The organism is Leptospira ilyithenensis, assembly GCF_004771005.1.
In the GTDB taxonomy this organism is placed as follows: domain Bacteria; phylum Spirochaetota; class Leptospiria; order Leptospirales; family Leptospiraceae; genus Leptospira_A; species Leptospira_A ilyithenensis.
The window spans coordinates 110,852-128,276 of sequence record NZ_RQHV01000042.1 but is presented as its reverse complement, the minus strand read 5'-3'; the positions used below and the strand labels follow the sequence as shown (position 1 = coordinate 128,276).

Here is a 17,425-nt window from a genome sequence, read left to right as displayed (position 1 = left end):
GATGGCACTGGGCAAAGGAAAAGTTTTAGGAAGAGGGCTTGGCAACCTAATTCCCGTTAACGAAAAGAACGTTGAGTTAAATTCAGATGATATTTCCGGGTTAAGAGAAATTAGAATTTCAGAAATTGTCCCCAATCCTCACCAACCTAGAAAACATTTTTCGGAAACAGCGATCCAAGAACTTTCGCAAACCATCCAACAACATGGAGTGATCCAACCGATCGTTGTCCAAAAAAATCAAACAGGTTCCGGTTTTATTTTAATCGCAGGGGAGAGAAGGTTACGGGCGTGCAAGCTTGCAGGTTTTCAAAAAATTCCAGCCATTGTCAAAGATGTCTCCGATGCGGATATGATGGAACTTGCTTTGATTGAAAATTTACAAAGAGAAGATTTAAATCCGATTGAAGAAGCGCAAGCTTATCAAAATCTAATTGAAAAAAGATCTTTAAAGGTGACAGATCTTGCCACTCGTGTTGGAAAAAACAGATCCACAATTGCCAACCTGATTCGTCTTTTGGGGCTTCCTTCTCAAGTTCAGGATTTGATTAAGGAAGGCAAATTATCGGAAGGTCAGACTAGACCGTTACTCTCTCTTCCGGAAACCAAAAAGCAAATCGAAGTTGCGAACAAAATCATCACTGAGAATTGGACTGCCCGCGAAGTGGAAAATTATGTTTCTTCCATTTTGAACCCTGACAAAAAACAAAAGAGTTCTGGTTCAGAATCTGAGAAAGACGCAAGCATCGTAAAGATCGAAGGAAAACTTAGAAACAAGTTCAGCGCCAAAGTGGAAATCTCTCATAACGATAATACTGGAAAAGGAAAGATCACATTCAGTTATGCAAATCTTTCCGACATGGAACGAATCCTAGAACAACTAGGTTTGAAATTGTAATTTCGAGAGTCGCGCGTAAAGTTCACTTTGATTCTGCAACTCTTCATGAGTTCCGATAGAATCAATCCTACCTTGTTGAATCACAACAATCTGATCGGAGCGAACGATCGTTGCAAGTCTATGTGCAATCATCAGAGTTGTTCTATCTTTCATCAAAGAATCCAAAGCTTTCTGAACCATTCTTTCCGACTCCGAATCCAACGCAGAAGTTGCTTCGTCCAAAAGTAAAATTTTAGGATTTCTTAAAATCGCCCGAGCGATTGCGATCCTTTGTTTTTGTCCTCCGGAAAGCCGGACACCCATATGACCTAGATCCGTATTGTATCCGTCTTTCAAATGATCCATAAACTCAGTAACATACGCTTGTTCTGCGGCGCGTTCGATTTCTTCGAGGGTTGCGTCCGGTCTTCCGTATGCTATGTTTTCCCGAAGTGTTCCTGAAAATAAAATCGGTTGTTGAGGAACAAATCCTATAAGGGAACGAAGATCTTTCAAAGTAAGAGTTCGAATGTCAATTCCGTCGATTGTGATCCTTCCTAGTTGCGGATCGTAAAAGCGTAAAATGAGTTCGAAAAGTGTGGACTTTCCTCCTCCCGAAGGACCGACAAGTGCTGTAGATTTTTGCGCAGGCAAATTCAAACTGAAAGAGTCGATCGCGTTTCTGTCAGGGCGGGACGGGTAATGAAAGGAAAGATTTTCAAATCGAATTTCTCCGATTGCATCAATCGGCAAATGAATCGGTATCAGAGGATCTTTGATATTGGATTCCGAATCTAAAAGTTCCATCAGTCTTTCCGTAGCGCCGGCAGCTCTTTGTAAATCGCCGATGACTTCGGAAATAGCTCCGACGGAATTTGCCACCATGATTGCATAAAATGAAAATGCAATCAGCTCCCCTCCTGTGATCCTTCCTTCCAAAACATCCAATCCTCCGATCCATAACATAAAACTGATTCCTGCTAATATAAGTAAAATGACGGTAGCTATTAGCATGGATCTTTGTCGGATGCGAAGCACGGAAACCTCAAAAGCATCTTCCACCGTTTCATGGAATTTTTGTTTGTCTATTTCCTGATGGAAAAAGCTCTGAACAATCTTGATATTGAAAAGAGATTCGCTTACATAAGATCCTACGTTTGCGATTTTATCTTGGGTATCGCGGGAAAGTTTGCGGACCTTTCGCCCGTAAAATAGAATGGGAAACAATACGAACGGAACACTCAAGAGAACGATCGCGGTCAATTTCACGTTGGTGACGAAAAGAAAAATCATTCCTCCGATGAACAATAGAAAGTTGCGAAGTGCGATCGACGCTGAAGAACCGATGACAGTTTGCAGGAGTGTGGTGTCCGTTGTGATTCTGGACTGAATTTCCCCCGGTGAATTGGTTTCAAAAAAATGAGGATGCAGATCCACAACATGACGAAACACATCCGTTCGGATATCGGAAGAAACTCTTTCCCCGATCCATGAGACCAGATAGTGTCTCATATAAGTTCCCCCAGCTAACAAAAAACCAATGAAGATCAATATGAATAGGGAGTATGTAAGCTCTTCTTTTGATCTTGCTGTAAAGCCTGCATCTACCAGATGTTTCAATCCCTGACCTAAGGAAAGAGTGATAGCAGCGGTGAAGAGTAAGGCAAAAGAGGAAAGGGAAATTTGCAATCGGTAGGGCTTTATGTAAGCCATGGTTTTGCTCAGAACCTTTAGGTTCTTGCTGATGGGGCGGTTTGAATCTTTCAAAAAATTATCCTTTTAGATCAATCAATAGACCTCTGATTTCATCTAATTGTTTTAAAATTGCAAAGGCCGAGTTATTGGGGGAAAACATGGTTTTTGCCAAAAGATCCAATTTCTCATCTATAATTTTGACGTAACGAATGTCTTTATTATCGTTTCGACCTCGGGAAGGAGCTTGCATGACTTTGTGATTTTTTTTCAAAATCAATTGAGCAATGTTTTTAATATGTTCTTTGTAATCTTTAAGATTGGAATGGTTTGGGTTGCCAATGAGAGCTTTTTCCAAATCGGGAAGATCTTTCCAGAGTTCGTTTAATTCTTTTGTGTTTTCTCCGTCGGAAGGGACAATGGATTCCAGAATTTCCAAAAAAGTTAGATTTTTAGATTCGGAAGTTTCTTGGAGTTTGTCTTTTTCTCCGGGTTTGCGTTTCGGTGAATTTGAGACAGGCTTGTTATTTGTATTCTGTACGAACATGGATCCCCCGAAACTTTACGTAGGGTTGATCGTACACTTACCGTGAAAAACCACACCCTCTTCCACAATCAGCCTAGGAGTTACTACATCTCCCTCCAATCGACAGCTGGAAAGTAGAGTCACCCTTTCTGTTGCAAAGATATTGCCCCGGATTTCTCCACCGGCAACTACTACTTTGGCTCTGATATCAGTATCGACGATTCCGGTTTTTCCTATAAGGACTTTCCCGTCTGTTTCCAAAACGCCACGGAATCTTCCGTCGATACGGATTAGACCGGAAAATTTGAATTCACCGTTGAACTCGGCACCTTCTCCGATGACGCTATTGACTAAAAACTCTTCTTCTATTTCAGGTGAGGGCATTATTCTTGAATTTGGTTGAGAAAGGAAAATGGATTGAGCGGTTGTGTTCCGACATGGACTTCATAATGTAAATGGTAGATTGGATTTTCAGGAGTTTTTCCCACATAACCAATCACATCCGACTTGGATATACGCTCTCCTTTTTTCACTTTGACCCGGTCAAGATTGGAGTAAATCGTTTTCCATCCGAATTTGTGTGCGAGTTTGATATAATATCCGGTAGCTGGAGAAAATCCTGTATCAAACACCAGGCCAGGCGCAGTAGCAACTACTTCCGCACCCGGAAAAGATCCGATGTCGAGTCCTTTGTTCAACTCCTCTTTTCCAGTGATAGGAGAAAGATACTTTCCGAAAGGAAACAAAACATATCCTTTGGTAGGCCAAATGGAAGGAGTGTTGCGAATGATGCTTTTTCTTTTTTTGATGAGTTTGATGATCTCATCGGATAGTTCGGAAGACAATTTTAAATTATGAATGTCCTCTTTGATGCGAAAAGATTCGTCAGTGATATCTGTTTGCGGAGTGCCTTGCAATGATGCGAACTGGTTTAAGTTTGCCGCGCCACCCATTCCTTTGGAAACACGAGCCGGGTCTCCGCCCAGTTTGATATATAGACTGGAAATCTTTTCATAATAGTATTGGATCGTTTCGTGCAAAGATCCCACTTCTTCCTTCATCTTGGAAGACTGACGGATAAAATCTTTGTTTGTGAGATTAAGTTCTGTTAGTTGATGAACGGAACCGCTATGAGAAAGTACATTCACGGCGCTGATAACAAGTAGGATAACTACAATGCCGATAAAAACGGAGATGGCTTTGTAAGAAATGATGAAATTGATCGTTCTTCGATCCGTGTGAGGGATGACCATAATGGTCAGTCTTTCCCGACCTTTTTTGTCTAAATCTTCGTAACGCTGGGAAAGGCGTAACTTCCACTCCTGGAATTTATACCGAAGACGGTAAAAAATTAGATTTAGGCGGCTCTTGAAATTCACTTTAGCTTTTGCTTATCCCGTCGTTTAATAAAACATTACGTTCTTCTTTAACTTTCGATGGAATTTTCATTTTCAGTCAATCTAATTTGCAAAACCTGAGCTATATGGCCTATTCTTTAATCGATACACATTGCCATTTAGACATAATTCAGGAACAAGGACAAGATATAGCCGAATCCTTACAAAAATCTGCATTGGCAGGTGTGAAAAAAATTGTACAGATCGGAATCGACTTACCAAGTTCATTGAAGGCTAGGGAAATTGCTGACAATTTTTCTACAGAGGACTTGGGAATTCACTACACAGTAGGTTGTCATCCTACAGAGACTCATGAGTTTCCGAACGCGGATCAGATTCTTAAATTTGCCGAGGAACAATTGGATCATCCCCGATTCACAGGGATTGGCGAAATCGGAATGGATTTATATCATGATGCTTCCACTAAAAAATTGCAGAGAGAAATCTTTTCCAAATTTTTGGACTTTTCCGCAAAACATCAATTGCCTGTAGTCATTCATTCCAGAGATGCTTTTGAAGAGACATACGAAGTACTTTCCGAATACAAAGGAAAGGCATTCGGTGTGATCCATTGTTTTACTTATGATTATGAGGCCGGGAAAAAATTCGTGGATCTGGGTTATTACGTTTCCTTTTCAGGGATTGTTGCTTTTAAAAATGCAACTGACATTCATGAGGCGGCAAAGAAACTTCCTCTGCAGTCTTTGCTCATCGAAACGGATTCTCCTTTCCTCGCACCACCTCCTCATAGAGGAAAAAGAAACGATTCATCTAACATGCCTTATATATTAGAAAGGATGTTTTCTTTGCGGGAAGAAACCAATGCAGTCGTTACGGAACAATTATATTCCAATTCGGAAAAATTTATAAACAGAAAGGCTTACCATGCTTGATATCAATCGAATTTTACAAGATCCGGAAGAACTGATTTTCTCTTTGAAAAAACGCGGAGCTTATAGCGCGGACATCGAAACGAAAATCAAAGATGTTGCCACCAAACAAAAATCTTTAAAACAAGAAGCTGAAAACCTTCGCGCCGAAAGAAACAAAGTTTCAAAAGAAATAGGAATTTTAAAAGCGCAAGGGAAAGATATCACTGAAGTTTCCAATTCGGTAAAAGGTGTAGGTGATAGAATTAAAGAAATTGAAGAAGAACTTAGCAAACAAGAGGAATCTCTTCATGATTTGAATATAGGTCTTCCCAATATCTTGGATGAATCCGTTCCCGAAGGAAAAAGCGAAGAAGACAACGTGCTAGTTCGTAGTTGGGGAGAGATTCCAAATTTCAAATTTTCACCTAAGGCGCATTATGACATAGGAGAAGCGCTGAAAATTTTTGATTTTGAAAGAGGAGTGAAACTCTCCGGCGCTCGCTTTTATACTTATCGCGGTCTGGGTGCTAAAATGGAAAGAGCACTGATGAATTTGATGTTAGACACTCATACAGGCTTCAATGGTTATGAAGAGATGTGGGTTCCTGTGCTTGTGAACGATGAATCAATGACTGCAACGGGACAACTTCCCAAATTTGCGGAAGATTTTTATCGTTTAGAAAAAGACGGACTCAATTTGATTCCGACTGCGGAAGTTCCCCTTACCAATTACTACCGTGATGAAATCTTAAATGAAAAGGATCTTCCCATTTCCGTTTGTGCTCATACTCCTTGCTTTCGAAGAGAGGCTGGTTCTTATGGAAGGGATACAAGAGGACTTGTTCGGGTTCATCAATTTCAAAAAGTGGAATTGGTAAAGTTTACAAGCCAGGAATCTTCCAAAGAAGAACACGAAAAAATGCTCTCTGATGCAGAATCTATTTTGCAAAAACTAAATCTGCCCTACAGAGTGATGCTTCTTTGCAGTAAGGACATTTCCAGTGCATCTTCAAAAACATATGATATTGAAGTTTGGATGCCCGGTTTGAACCGTTTTATGGAAATTTCCTCCGTTTCTAATTTCAAAGACTATCAAGCAAGAAGGGGAAAAATTCGATACAAATCGAAGGAAGGTAAAAACTTACTTGTCCACACTCTAAACGGTTCGGGGCTTGCGATTGGAAGAACGCTTGCGGCCGTGATTGAAAATTATCAATTAGAGGATGGTACTTTCCAAATTCCGGAGGCATTGAAAAAATACCTTCCGTGATTCTATAAAATGCGGATACCAGGGAGGTCTCCATGTTGAAATCAACTTTCTTGGTATTTGCGCTTTGTTTTGCGGGAATCTCGGTCTTTTCGCAAAACAAAGAAACTTCTCCCATCATCGTAGAACCCATCAAAGGTAAAATCAACACCAATTTTCAGGAGTTTGCACCTACTCTTACTCCCGATGCCAAAACTCTTTATTTTTACTCCAAAAGAAGTAATACGAGTTATACGGATATATTCAAGAGTAATCTCGAGAAAGATGGTCAATGGTCCTTTCCTGAAGAAGTGGAGGAACTCAACTCGGAGTTTGACGATCAAAGTCCTTTTATTTCAAGGGATGGAAAAACATTGTTACTCTCTTCCAACCGGGATGGAGCTGTGGAAGTGGAATTGCCGACGGGCAAAGTAGGAATATCCAGAGATATCTATATTTCTCAGTGGCAGGGAAAAGAATGGGGCAAGCCCCAAGCTCTGCCCTCTTCTATCAATACCGAGGAGATAGAAGAAAATCCCCATCTATTAGGTGATACTTTATTATTTACGCGTTACCCGTTCGGACAGCCAGATAAGGCAAAAATTTTTATATCCAAACGAAACGGAAATTCTTGGGCCAAACCTACTCCTTTGCCAGATCCTATCAATGATTCCAATTCAACGATCGCAGCTGCGTGGAACGATGAAGGAACGATTTTATTCTTTGCCTCCAATCGTGCAGGAGGTTTCGGAGGATATGATCTTTATATGATAAAACATGACTCCGGCAAATTTTCCGACCTGGAAAATTTAGGAGAAGGAATCAACTCGGAAGCGGATGAAGCCTATATCGTTTATCAGCAAGTTAAGAAAACATTTGTATTTTGCAGAAGGGTTGAAAACAGATCTTTTGATATTTATACCGCCTCTATTCCAAAGAAAGAAAACGTCATTGAAGAAATGTTAGTGGAAAAGAAACGGATTTCCTTGGATAACATTTACTTTGAAAGAGCTTCTGCAAAATTAAAAAATGAATCCACTCCACCTTTGGATTCAATCGTTGATTATCTTCATGAAAATAAATCAGTTCGTATGAAAATCATCGGCCATACGGATATCACTGGAACATTTGAAGATAATATGGTCCTTTCCAAGGATAGGGCAAAATCAGTGAAAGATTATCTTATTTCCAAAGGTGTGGATGTGAAACGTTTGGAAACGGATGGAAAGGGGCCAACTGAACCATTGATTAACAAATCAGACGAAGAATCTTCTCGCAAGAACCGCCGAACGGAATTTGTATTGATAGAGAATTAATTTTTCCTTGATTCCTTTTCCAATTTAGAAGGGAATCAAGGAAAGTGGTTTTTACGAATTTCAAATACGTAGCGAGCGAAAAAACAATGTTAGTTTCGCTCATTCTGTTGTTAAGTTCTCCTATTTTTGCCCAGGCAAGTCCTACCTTGGACAAAATTAAAAAAACGAAACTTCTTACAGTTTCCGTAAGTGAATTTTACGATCCTTTCTATATTGAAAATCCATTGCCGGATTATCCCGGTTTGGATGTGGAACTTGCACAAGAATATGCTAAATTCTTGGATGCGGATCTGCGCATCATTCCTTTACGAACTTTTGATCAACATGCCCGCACTTTGGAAAAAGGAGATACCCAGGTTGCTCTGGGGGGATTTTCTTCTTCCATTGCCCGGCTCAAAGATGTATATTTTACAGATCCTTATTTGATATCCACACCCGCTGGTTTGGTTAGTCGATCTAGTTTGCCACCGGAGCCGGAAGGACAGATTGTAACCGTACAACTCTTTCGAACCTTGCGTGATTTGCAAAACGTAGCGGGTATATCCTACTCAGTACTGTCCAATAGTTCAAACCATCACTATTTAAAAGAAACATTTCCCAAAGCGCAAGTGTATTCTTACTTCACCAGCGAAGCCGCATTGAACGAGTTAAAGAAAAACAATGTTAATTGTTTTGTTGCGGATTCTTTTTATATACAAGCATTATTGCAAAAAGAACCTTCGCTTCGTGCTTCGTATCTTCCTATTTTAGGAGTAGTTCAGGAAGATCATATCAGCATGGCAGTGGCGAAGAAAGATTTGGAATTCATTTATCATTTGAATTTTTTCATCAAAGAATACAAACGAACCGGAAATATGCAAAAGTTAGTTAGTAAATATTTCAAATCTAACCAGTGGGTAAAACAAGAATAATCGGAAATGAAAAGATTATTTTTATTTTTTGTTTTGGTTCTATCTGCTTCCGCTTTGTTTGCACAAGAGGAAGAGTCGCAGAAATCTTCTTTGAACTTTAACGGATCCTTCCGGGTAAGAGCTACAAACGTGGGAAGGGATGTTCTTTTGAATCGTACAACGCCTATTACTCTCGTAAAAGATCCTGAAAAAGAACACAATGATAGAGTCCAATCGGATGCCACAGCGATTGCACAAGATCTGGAAAGAAGAAAGCTGGGGCAGCCTTCTCAACTAACACCGCGTAAAGAAGATGTAAGTTATTATGACACCCGGTTCCTTTACAATATGAGCTTTTCCTCGGGGAAATATGTGGAAGGAATTTGGGGAATGCAAGTGGGAGACATTCCTTTCGGAGGAAAAGGTCTTCAATCTACCGGCCCTGACGGATTTGATCCTGGTGTGATCGGTCCTGGTTCCGGAGGCGAAAGAGGAAGGACTTCTGCAGTAAACGTACAAACAAACTTTCTGTATTTGAATTTCAGAATCCCCGAATCGGCCTTATTTATCAAAGTGGGGCAACAATTGTTTTCCAGTGCCCAAGGCAGGGTTTTGTTTTCAACGGGAACCGGGGTAAGCGTATTGAAAAATTTTCAATTTCTTCGACTTTCCTGGGAAGGTGGAATTCTAAGAGCAAAAGACCAAAGTTTTTTGGATGTGGATAAGAACGGATTTGCGGATAAAAATTATCAGAGTTCCAATATCTTTTATAATAAAATGCGAATTGAATATTTCCGCAATGTAAGAAATGAAATCTACAGTTATTACTTGGATGATAATGACAAAACGGATGGTGAGACCTCACGTTTGTTCTGGCATGGTTTTCATAACGAATTCAATTTCCAAACTTTTTCCTTTGTCGTTCACGGAATCTATAACGCCGGTATTGTGAAAAAACTCACTCCTCTTGTGGATGATAACCAAATTACTTATTATAACACGACAAGAAGACATGCCATCAAAGGTGGTATGTATGATTTTCAATTTACCTATAGATGGAACGAATCTTTGAATTTCAACCTGATTGCATTGGGGACTACGGGTCGGCCAGGCTATGATAAGAACGGAGAAGAAGCAAATTTGAAAGGAAACGGATATAGAACGTTGGCACCGGGATTTTCCATTTCGAATATCGCTACTGACTTTACAGGTGGTTATGCGTTGTTCAACGGTTCCAGTTTTTCCGGTTTGAATGAATATGGTTTTTTTACCAACATCATCGCTTTCGGCCCTTACCAATTCACTTTAGGATACTATCAACTTTGGGCTACAAAATCTCCTGAGATTAAAATCAATCGGGAGTTTAACGAATGGGCCGGTTACAAAACATCAACTTATATGGGAATGGAATACAACTTGAATGTTCGTTATAATGTTACATCCGACTTTCAGATTATATTTCGATCGGGCTATTACGTTGCGGGCGATGCGCTTTTTGTGTTATTGGATTCGAAATATGGTAGGGTGCTTCGGGAAGCGTTCGTAACATTCGAACATAGATTTTAAAATAAGAATTTTAAAGAGTCAGTCTGGACTTGATCGCTTTTCCAAGGGTGTATTGGTCCGAATATTCGATTGTTCCACCGATTGTGATTCCATGCGCAATCCTAGTCACTTTGATTTCTCTTTCTTTGATCAAATGCGATAAATAGGAAGCAGTTGCATCTCCCTCTAACGTAGGATTGGTGGCAACTAGGACTTCTTTGATGTCCGATTCTTCCAATCTTTCCATCAAAGGTTTGATTCTGAGTTGATCGGGACCGATTCCGTCCAAAGGTGAAATCGAACCGTTCAGAACATGGTATGTTCCGAAAAATTCCTTCGTATTTTCTATAAAAAAAATATCTTCAGGCTGCTCTACAACGCATAGAATCGTCTTGTCTCTCTTAGGCGAATCACAAATATCGCAAATTGTTTCTTCCGTCAAACCACCGCAGATTTGACAAAAATGCAGCCTTTCCCGTGCTTCCTTAAGTCCGTTCAACCAGGATTGAAATGTAGAGTCTTCCATTCGGAGGACATGAAATCCTATACGAGTGGCACTTTTTTTTCCGATTCCGGGCAAAATGGAAAAGGAGGAGACTAATTTCTGGAATTGATTTTCAGACAGAAGGATTTCCTCCCGAGGGATTCATCTGATTCATCATTTCTTCTATATCCTTGGGATTGAAACCAAGAACATTTTTCACTTCATGAGCCATTACATCTTTTGATTTGCGAAGTACTTCGTTAGTCGCCGAAATGATCAAGTCTTCCAACATCTTTGCGTCTTCCGCATTGAACATGATAGGATTGATCTTCAAATCGGTAATGGATCCGTCGGCGGTCGCGGTAATTTCCACCATACCCGCTCCTGCAGAAGCGGTAACACGGATTCCCGACAAACGTTTTTGCAATTCCGCTTGTTTCTCTTGCATATTTCCCAATTGAGAAAATGCATCTTTCATTTGTTTGACTTGATCAAATATTCCCATGGCGCCTATCTATTAGATCTATAAATTTTTAAATTGGCCGGGATCAACTTCCATACCGGCAAACTTTTCTTTGAGTAATTTTTCCATTTCATTGGGGTCAGCAGAAGTTTTCGGTTTTGTCTCCGCTTCCGGTGTGGGACTGGCTGCTTTTGGAGTCTCTTGCGGAGAAGGTAAAAGTTTTTCATCAAGGGCTGCTGAAGCAGAAGTCGGTTTGTTTATGTTTGTGGGAATCTGAGGTGACGGTCTTTTGGCTTCGGGAATTAAAGGTTTTCTGGTCTCCGTTTCTTTTTCCCCTCCTTCCGGAAGATTTCCGATATCGGATTGGATCTGTTTCGTTAGATCCGCTAGTTTAGCAAGTAGTCCTGAAACCGACGGTTTTTCTCTTTCGAGGATTAGCTTTCTAAATTGAATCTCCAAATAAACTTTCACTTCGTAAGAACTACGAAGTTTCATTTGGTTCATTTTTTCATGGATGAGGAATAAATTTTCAGCGAGCAAGATCAAAACTTCGCGGTCCAATTCCCTAAACTGAAGTTTGAGTTTTTGCAAATCTTCCACAGGGATGTTTAAAGATTCACGATCCGCAAGATTGTCTTTTATCAATAAAAGGGAATTTAAAAATTCCAAAAAATCCCAAGTGAATTTGATCAGATCCATTCCTTCTTGAAAGAATGTTTCCAGCTTTTCGAAAATTTTAGCGGAACGTGCGGGATCAAGAATATCTTCTAATAGTTCGATGAAAGTATCAATTCCATGATAACCGATCATCTTTCTTAATTTTACACCCGTTAGGTTGCCATCGGTAAAAACGACGGCTTGTTCCATAAAAGAGAGAGTATCTCTGACGGAACCGTCTCCCTTCTTAGCAATCCAGAAGAGACCTTCCGAATCGAATTTAAAATTTTCTTTAACACAAAGTGTTTCTACGTACTGCTGAAGTACGGCAACAGGTACTTTTCTAAAATGAAAATCCTGGCAACGGGATAGAATGGTTTCGGGAATTTTATGATATTCCGTCGTGGCTAAGATAAAAACCACATGAGGTGGAGGCTCTTCCAGAGTTTTTAGAAGTGCATTGAATGCCGCGCTGCTAAGCATATGAACCTCATCTAGAATATAAACTCTGTATTTTCCTCCCATTGCGTTGAACTTTACATTTTCACGCAAATCACGAATATTATCCACGCCGCTATTCGAAGCGGCATCGATTTCCATTACATCATTGGAATTTCCCTTTGTAATTTCCGTGCAAGACAAACATTTGTTACATGGCTCTACACCATCCGGATTTTCACAGTTCAGACGTTTGGCAAGAATGCGTGCAATTGTAGTCTTGCCGACTCCGCGAGGTCCGATAAAAATATAGGCATGCCCTATTTTTTTGGTTTTAAATGCGTTTTGAAGGGAACCTACAGCCAGGTCTTGGTAAATTACGTCTTTAAAGAACTGAGGGCGGTATTTGCGGAATAAGACTTGGTGGTTTTCGTTCATTTAGGAACCATTCGGAGAAGCCGGGATTCGAACCCGGGGTGCTTTTGGCACACATGCTTTCCAAGCATGCACAATAGACCGCTCTGACACTTCTCCAATGGATTCTACGAACTTCCATAAAAAGAAACGGTCAATAGAATTCTACCTTTTCTCTTTGAAAAATTCCAGAAATTCATTTTTTATCACGGAATTTTCAATCAACCTGATGGTTGGGAAATGATTTAGCAGATAAATGGATTCTGTAGAGTAAGAAGAGATACCTTCGCCCGGCTTTGCAGGCAAAAGATAATATATCTTTGGTAATTTAACACGGAGTATAGCTCCAGCACATTGCAAACAAGGCTCTAATGCAGTGATCAAGATCGCATCAGTTAAATATTTTTCGTTTAATTGTTTGGTAGCGGCTTCTATGGCGATAATTTCGCTGTGAAGGGTCGCGTTTTTTTCCGATTCGACATGATTGAATGATTCGGAAATAAGTTCTTGGTTTGGTTCAGAGTAAATTTGTGTGAAGGAAGGAATCTCGGCCGGGAAATTTTTTCTGATCTCGGACCAGCGATGCAAAAACGCATCGAAGAAATTTCGTGCGCCCAAGAGGACTTGAACCTCTAACCTTCTGATCCGTAGTCAGATACTCTATCCAATTGAGCTATGGGCGCAAATAAGCTCGAAAGCTTTTTTTCCCAGTCTGAAAGAATGGGTATATCAATGGTTTTTTTCAAGCGGAGAGAGTAAATCAAAAATCCCGACAATCCAAGATAAAGTAGAATTGATACAAGATGCACAAAATTAGATAAAAAAGATCCTACGAAGAGAAGAAGGGAAAAAATCTGAGCTATGAAAAGCAGCGTAAAAAATAAACCGGTGTTAATTGCTGAATAAAGGCATAATTTACGGATTTTTAAAATCTGATCGTTGAAGCTTAAAATAGGAACCCAGGAAAAATACAAAGGCAAAGCGGCAAAGAGGAGTTTCGCCTCTTCCGTTTTGAGAAATCTGGTGAGTCGATCGAGTATTTCTTTGATCCGGGGTGACATCTGGGTTAGTATCTCGGAGACGCAGGGATTCGAACCCTGGGTACACTTTAGGCGTACGACGGTTTAGCAAACCGCTCCTTTCGGCCACTCAGGCACGTCTCCATTTGTACTTTCGGAGAAGGTAGGATTCGAACCCACGGTGGGATTACCACGACGGTTTTCAAGACCGCTGCTTTAGACCACTCAGCCACTTCTCCAGTAGTACCTATCCGTTATGGTAAATACGAGTGCGGTGTCAATGGAATTATCAATCCATGGATTAAACCAATGAAAAAGATTCGATTAAAATTAGAAAAATGGGCTCACGGTGGCTATACTCTGTCTCATCACGAAGGCCATCCTGTTTTTGTAACGGGAGGAATTCCCGGCGAAGAAGTAGAATTGGAGATTGAAAAGGATGGGAAAAAGGAATGGTTCGGTCGTGTAATGGAAGTTCACGAATTTTCTCCCCAGAGAATCAAGATCGATTGTGAGGCGTTTGGTGAATGCGGCGGATGTTCTTACCGTCATATTTCTTATGAAAAGGAGTTAGAACTCAAACTTACTCTTTTAAAAGAATTGTTTCCAAATTTTAAAAAACAAATTTCTCTTATCTCCGGTTCTCCGTCACATTACAGAAATAATGTGCAATGGCAGATTGTAGATGGCAATCCCGGTTTTTACGAAAGATTTTCCCATGATTTGGTAGAATCTTCTGCGAAAGAATGTATGAATTTGGACCCGAAACTCCAATGGAAAAATCTGTCGAACGAAATCAAAAAGCCGAAACAAAACATAAATCCAAAATCTAAATCGAATTCCATCCAAGCACGCATATCTTTGGACAAAGTGGTTCCTTACGAAAAGGAAAATACTTTGTTTTTAATCAAAGGAAAAACCATTTATGCTCCACCTAACGGCTTTTTTCAAATCAACCAGTTTCTAATTGAGCCATGGATCGATCGGATCGGATCTTGGTTGTCTAATTCGGAAAAGGTGTTGGAACTTTTCTGCGGATCAGGCTCTATCGGGATTTGTTTAAATGACAAAATCGAATCTCTTTTGGGGTATGAAAGTCATCCCAAGAGCATTCAATTTGCAAAGAAGAACGCTTCCAAGAATGGAATAGATCATTACTTATATGAAGTGAAAGATTTATACACTCAGAAAATGGAGCCGGCACCGAAAGGATATCCGACCTGGATCATAAATCCGCCTCGTGCTGGTTTGAATCCTTTGCTATTGGAACAAATGGAAAGATATAAACCGAAGAAATTGATCTATTCCAGTTGCAACGCGAGCACTTTGAGAAGGGATGCGATTGGATTGGAAAAGATCGGTTATGAAATCAAAGAAATCGTTTTAGTAGACTTTTTTCCCAGAACAGCACATTATGAAGTGCTTACTTTGTTTGAAAGCGTTCAAAGGTAAAAACTCGTCTTGGATCGCTGATTCTATAACTGACGATTTTTGCCGACTACACTACCGGCTTTCTTGTTTTAGTGGAAAGATTTCTTTGAAAATAAATAGGACAAAATCCGACTACGGAAGTTCCGATTAAAAACAGTCCGATGGGCGCGAAAACAATTGCTGTAAAGCCTTGGATGGAGCCTGTTAAGTAGACAACTGCGATTACAATTCCAACTAATGCACGTAATAAGCGATCAAGTATCCCTAGGTTTATATTCATCTTCGGCTCCATGTCCAAAGTAGACGATGGAGAATCTCAAAATTTATATTTGTTTTTTTTAACCCAAGATAAAATTTCTTCAGCAACTGTTTCAGGCTCTTCCCAATGTAGGAAATGTCCGCAATTTTCGAACCCACTTTTTTTCAGACCTTGGGGAAAATCCGAATCTTTTAATAATTGTTCAAATAAATTTCTATGAAAACAGCCGTCTTCTTCCCCATACAATACTTGTGTTGGGGTTCCTACAACCGCATCCAGGATTCCCAAAATACTTTCTCTTCCTGTTTCCGTAAGTAGGTCGTTCAGATTTCTATAATAGGAAAGAGCAGAAGATAGAACTCCCGGGTTCTGAAAATTGTTTTTAATCTCTGCTAGGTGATCTTGGTTTGGCAATAATTCGGGTGACCAATCTTTCCAAAGATAATCAATCATTGCAAAATGATTGGAACGAATGGTAAGTTCGGCAAGAAAGGGAATTTGGAATAAAAGGAGATACCAGGAATGAAAGGATTGTTGAGGTGCCCAGATCAAAGTTTCCTGATAGTTTTTTAAAAGTGGAACTCCGATGGCTGTAATGGAAGAAATCCGCATTGGATAATAAATCCCTGCGGCATAAGCAATGACTGCCCCCCAATTATGCCCTACCAGATGGACATGATCCCAACCCCGATCGTCCATCCACCCCAGTATATCCAAGACCAAATCATTGATATGAAGTTTTGACCAATGGGAGATTGTTTTCGGTTCGTAACCGCGCATAATTGGCGCTACACAATGATAACCTTGTCTGGCAATCGGTTCCATAATTTGGGAGAAGGTTTTATTATTATCTGGAAATCCGTGTAGGAAGAGGATGGGTTCTCCCGATCCCGTTTCCAGAGTAGAGAATGTTGTTTGTTTGTTTCGAATTTCGGAATAAAACATTAATTGCCACCCAGGTAGTTTGTCTTAGGAGTTTCTTTAAAAAAATCCAATACGGCAGAAGATGCATCCAAATCTTCAGAAAGATATCCGTATTTTTTATCATTATGATAAAAGAATCCGTGAGGCCAAATATGGCCTCCGTTTTCCAAAAGAAAGGCTCTTAATTTTAAGGAAGGATTTGCGGATTCGAAATCGTAACGTACAATATCCTTATTGATTTTCTGTTTGAGTCCTTGGATATAACGTTTGTTTTCCGAAGTGCATTGCAATTTTTCCGACCAGAATTTCAAACTGTCCTGAAAGGAGATGCTTTCCCCAGCACCGATTCTATCTTTATCATTCAATGGATTTTTGGGGATATAAATGGTTCCTCCGTTATAAGGAACGATATCATCCTTTTTTCCGAATATAAATCCCATGGACAATGGGCCGTTTAAACTGCAATTTTGGAAAATGAATTTGGATGTGGTTGCCGCAACGGAAAAGGACGAAGCGAAAATATCCGGTGCTTCGCACGCCAATCTTTGTGCCATGAAACCGCCGTTAGACAAGCCAACTACATGAATCCGGCTTTCATCTATCATATAGTTTTTTTTGAAATAAGCGACCATATCCCGAAAAAACAAAACATCTTCCGTATTTTTCTGATCCGTGATGGAATGCTTTATTCCTCTTCCATCGTTCCATCTATTGGCAAAACCTTCGGGGTAAACTACGATAAACCGATCCTGGTCAACTCTTTCGGAAAGTCTGGTCAGGTAAATCATCGCTTCACTGTTTCCACCTCCTCCGTGTAATACGAAGATCAGTGGAAGGGTATTTGTTTTGTAGTTCGGAGGAAGTAAATACCGGAAACTTCGTTCTATTCCATTGCTTGTAATGTGTGAAGATTTGTGGCTTTGAACCGGTATGAACTTCGGTAATGTTTTACAGCTGAAAAAAGAAAACATGAATATA

General features: G+C 40.1%; 18 protein-coding genes and 4 tRNA genes. 7 read left to right on the top strand and 15 right to left on the bottom strand.

Going from position 1 to position 17,425, the window contains the following annotated elements; genetic code table 11:
* Position 1: 1 nt before the first annotated feature.
* On the top strand, positions 2–895 hold the full coding sequence (locus EHS11_RS07275) for a ParB/RepB/Spo0J family partition protein (protein WP_135763730.1): 894 nt from the start codon (positions 2–4) through the stop codon (positions 893–895).
* Here EHS11_RS07275 and EHS11_RS07270 read toward each other — a convergent pair.
* From EHS11_RS07270 to EHS11_RS07255, 4 genes are read right to left on the bottom strand one after another with little or no spacing between them, the layout of a single operon-like run.
* On the bottom strand, positions 878–2,641 hold the full coding sequence (locus tag EHS11_RS07270) for an ABC transporter transmembrane domain-containing protein (protein ID WP_135763729.1): 1,764 nt from the start codon (positions 2,639–2,641) through the stop codon (positions 878–880). The two genes, EHS11_RS07275 and EHS11_RS07270, sit on opposite strands and share 18 nt — an antisense overlap.
* Before the next feature lie 4 nt (positions 2,642–2,645).
* Positions 2,646–3,113, bottom strand: a complete 468-nt coding sequence (locus tag EHS11_RS07265; RefSeq protein WP_135763728.1) for a YaaR family protein — start codon at positions 3,111–3,113, stop codon at positions 2,646–2,648.
* Between the two features lie 15 nt (positions 3,114–3,128).
* Entirely contained in the window at positions 3,129–3,476 is a 348-nt protein-coding gene (locus EHS11_RS07260) for a bactofilin family protein (RefSeq protein WP_135763727.1), read from the bottom strand.
* The gene (locus EHS11_RS07255; RefSeq protein WP_135763726.1) at positions 3,476–4,471 is read right to left on the bottom strand and encodes a M23 family metallopeptidase; all 996 of its coding nucleotides are present in this window, start codon (positions 4,469–4,471) and stop codon (positions 3,476–3,478) included. The genes EHS11_RS07260 and EHS11_RS07255 overlap by 1 nt, the downstream gene beginning before the upstream one ends.
* A gap of 104 nt (positions 4,472–4,575) precedes the next feature.
* Between EHS11_RS07255 and EHS11_RS07250 the strand changes: the two genes are divergently transcribed.
* The 5 genes from EHS11_RS07250 to EHS11_RS07230 all read left to right on the top strand — a co-directional run bounded on the left by EHS11_RS07250 (position 4,576) and on the right by EHS11_RS07230 (position 10,379).
* A complete protein-coding gene (locus EHS11_RS07250; RefSeq protein WP_135763725.1) occupies positions 4,576–5,382 on the top strand; it encodes a TatD family hydrolase in 807 nt (268 codons plus the stop codon).
* Positions 5,375–6,631 (top strand): serine--tRNA ligase, encoded by a 1,257-nt coding sequence (gene serS, locus EHS11_RS07245; RefSeq protein ID WP_135763724.1) that lies wholly within the window; start codon positions 5,375–5,377, stop codon positions 6,629–6,631. The genes EHS11_RS07250 and serS overlap by 8 nt, the downstream gene beginning before the upstream one ends.
* A 32-nt stretch (positions 6,632–6,663) precedes the next feature.
* Positions 6,664–7,923, top strand: a complete 1,260-nt coding sequence (locus tag EHS11_RS07240) for an OmpA family protein (RefSeq protein WP_135763723.1) — start codon at positions 6,664–6,666, stop codon at positions 7,921–7,923.
* A gap of 86 nt (positions 7,924–8,009) precedes the next feature.
* Complete coding sequence (locus EHS11_RS07235) at positions 8,010–8,834, top strand: substrate-binding periplasmic protein (RefSeq protein ID WP_135763722.1); 825 nt, start codon at positions 8,010–8,012, stop codon at positions 8,832–8,834.
* A 6-nt stretch (positions 8,835–8,840) separates the two neighbouring features.
* Complete coding sequence (locus EHS11_RS07230; RefSeq protein WP_135763721.1) at positions 8,841–10,379, top strand: hypothetical protein; 1,539 nt, start codon at positions 8,841–8,843, stop codon at positions 10,377–10,379.
* Positions 10,380–10,389: 10 nt separating this feature from the next.
* Here EHS11_RS07230 and recR read toward each other — a convergent pair whose 3' ends face one another.
* The 8 genes from recR to EHS11_RS07190 form a co-directional block, all read right to left on the bottom strand.
* Entirely contained in the window at positions 10,390–10,983 is a 594-nt protein-coding gene (recR, locus tag EHS11_RS07225) for a recombination mediator RecR (RefSeq protein ID WP_167884386.1), read from the bottom strand.
* The gene (locus tag EHS11_RS07220; protein ID WP_246047659.1) at positions 10,976–11,320 is read right to left on the bottom strand and encodes a YbaB/EbfC family nucleoid-associated protein; all 345 of its coding nucleotides are present in this window, start codon (positions 11,318–11,320) and stop codon (positions 10,976–10,978) included. Before EHS11_RS07220 ends, recR begins: the two co-directional genes overlap by 8 nt.
* Positions 11,321–11,365: 45 nt before the next feature.
* Positions 11,366–12,838: a DNA polymerase III subunit gamma/tau gene (gene dnaX, locus EHS11_RS07215; protein WP_135763718.1), complete on the bottom strand. Its 1,473-nt coding sequence runs from the start codon at positions 12,836–12,838 to the stop codon at positions 11,366–11,368.
* A 12-nt stretch (positions 12,839–12,850) separates the two neighbouring features.
* Positions 12,851–12,934: transfer RNA gene (locus EHS11_RS07210), tRNA-Ser, on the bottom strand.
* 45 nt (positions 12,935–12,979) lie between these two features.
* Positions 12,980–13,432, bottom strand: coding sequence for a nucleoside deaminase (locus EHS11_RS07205; RefSeq protein WP_135763717.1), 453 nt, complete (start codon positions 13,430–13,432; stop codon positions 12,980–12,982).
* A tRNA-Arg gene (locus EHS11_RS07200) sits at positions 13,424–13,497 on the bottom strand. The genes EHS11_RS07205 and EHS11_RS07200 overlap by 9 nt, the downstream gene beginning before the upstream one ends.
* Positions 13,498–13,889: 392 nt before the next feature.
* Positions 13,890–13,977: transfer RNA gene (locus EHS11_RS07195), tRNA-Ser, on the bottom strand.
* 11 nt (positions 13,978–13,988) lie between these two features.
* Positions 13,989–14,072 (bottom strand) — tRNA-Ser (locus EHS11_RS07190).
* 70 nt (positions 14,073–14,142) lie between these two features.
* On the opposite strand from EHS11_RS07190, the gene EHS11_RS07185 reads away from it, so the two are divergent.
* Positions 14,143–15,285 (top strand): class I SAM-dependent RNA methyltransferase, encoded by a 1,143-nt coding sequence (locus tag EHS11_RS07185; protein ID WP_135763716.1) that lies wholly within the window; start codon positions 14,143–14,145, stop codon positions 15,283–15,285.
* A 46-nt stretch (positions 15,286–15,331) separates the two neighbouring features.
* Here EHS11_RS07185 and EHS11_RS07180 read toward each other — a convergent pair whose 3' ends face one another.
* Genes EHS11_RS07180 through EHS11_RS07170 form a run of 3 tightly spaced genes read right to left on the bottom strand, consistent with a single transcriptional unit; the run spans position 15,332 to position 17,418 of the window.
* Positions 15,332–15,544 (bottom strand): YgaP family membrane protein, encoded by a 213-nt coding sequence (locus tag EHS11_RS07180; RefSeq protein ID WP_135763715.1) that lies wholly within the window; start codon positions 15,542–15,544, stop codon positions 15,332–15,334.
* 36 nt (positions 15,545–15,580) lie between these two features.
* Positions 15,581–16,468 (bottom strand): alpha/beta fold hydrolase, encoded by an 888-nt coding sequence (locus EHS11_RS07175; RefSeq protein ID WP_135763714.1) that lies wholly within the window; start codon positions 16,466–16,468, stop codon positions 15,581–15,583.
* Positions 16,468–17,418 carry a CE1 family esterase gene (locus EHS11_RS07170; RefSeq protein WP_246047657.1) on the bottom strand — a complete coding sequence of 317 codons (951 nt, stop codon included), beginning with the start codon at positions 17,416–17,418 and terminating at the stop codon, positions 16,468–16,470. The genes EHS11_RS07175 and EHS11_RS07170 overlap by 1 nt, the downstream gene beginning before the upstream one ends.
* Between the last annotated feature and the right edge of the window lie 7 nt (positions 17,419–17,425).

Coding starts and splice junctions, on each gene's coding strand:
- EHS11_RS07275 (WP_135763730.1), top strand. CDS start 2: ATGGCACTGGGCAAAGGAAAAGTTTTAGGAAGAGGGCTTGGCAACCTA.
- EHS11_RS07265 (WP_135763728.1), bottom strand. CDS start 3,113: ATGTTCGTACAGAATACAAATAACAAGCCTGTCTCAAATTCACCGAAA.
- EHS11_RS07260 (WP_135763727.1), bottom strand. CDS start 3,476: ATGCCCTCACCTGAAATAGAAGAAGAGTTTTTAGTCAATAGCGTCATC.
- EHS11_RS07250 (WP_135763725.1), top strand. CDS start 4,576: ATGGCCTATTCTTTAATCGATACACATTGCCATTTAGACATAATTCAG.
- serS (WP_135763724.1), top strand. CDS start 5,375: ATGCTTGATATCAATCGAATTTTACAAGATCCGGAAGAACTGATTTTC.
- EHS11_RS07240 (WP_135763723.1), top strand. CDS start 6,664: ATGTTGAAATCAACTTTCTTGGTATTTGCGCTTTGTTTTGCGGGAATC.
- EHS11_RS07235 (WP_135763722.1), top strand. CDS start 8,010: ATGTTAGTTTCGCTCATTCTGTTGTTAAGTTCTCCTATTTTTGCCCAG.
- EHS11_RS07230 (WP_135763721.1), top strand. CDS start 8,841: ATGAAAAGATTATTTTTATTTTTTGTTTTGGTTCTATCTGCTTCCGCT.
- EHS11_RS07220 (WP_246047659.1), bottom strand. CDS start 11,320: ATGAAAGATGCATTTTCTCAATTGGGAAATATGCAAGAGAAACAAGCG.
- dnaX (WP_135763718.1), bottom strand. CDS start 12,838: ATGAACGAAAACCACCAAGTCTTATTCCGCAAATACCGCCCTCAGTTC.
- EHS11_RS07185 (WP_135763716.1), top strand. CDS start 14,143: ATGAAAAAGATTCGATTAAAATTAGAAAAATGGGCTCACGGTGGCTAT.
- EHS11_RS07180 (WP_135763715.1), bottom strand. CDS start 15,544: ATGAATATAAACCTAGGGATACTTGATCGCTTATTACGTGCATTAGTT.
- EHS11_RS07175 (WP_135763714.1), bottom strand. CDS start 16,468: ATGTTTTATTCCGAAATTCGAAACAAACAAACAACATTCTCTACTCTG.
- EHS11_RS07170 (WP_246047657.1), bottom strand. CDS start 17,418: ATGTTTTCTTTTTTCAGCTGTAAAACATTACCGAAGTTCATACCGGTT.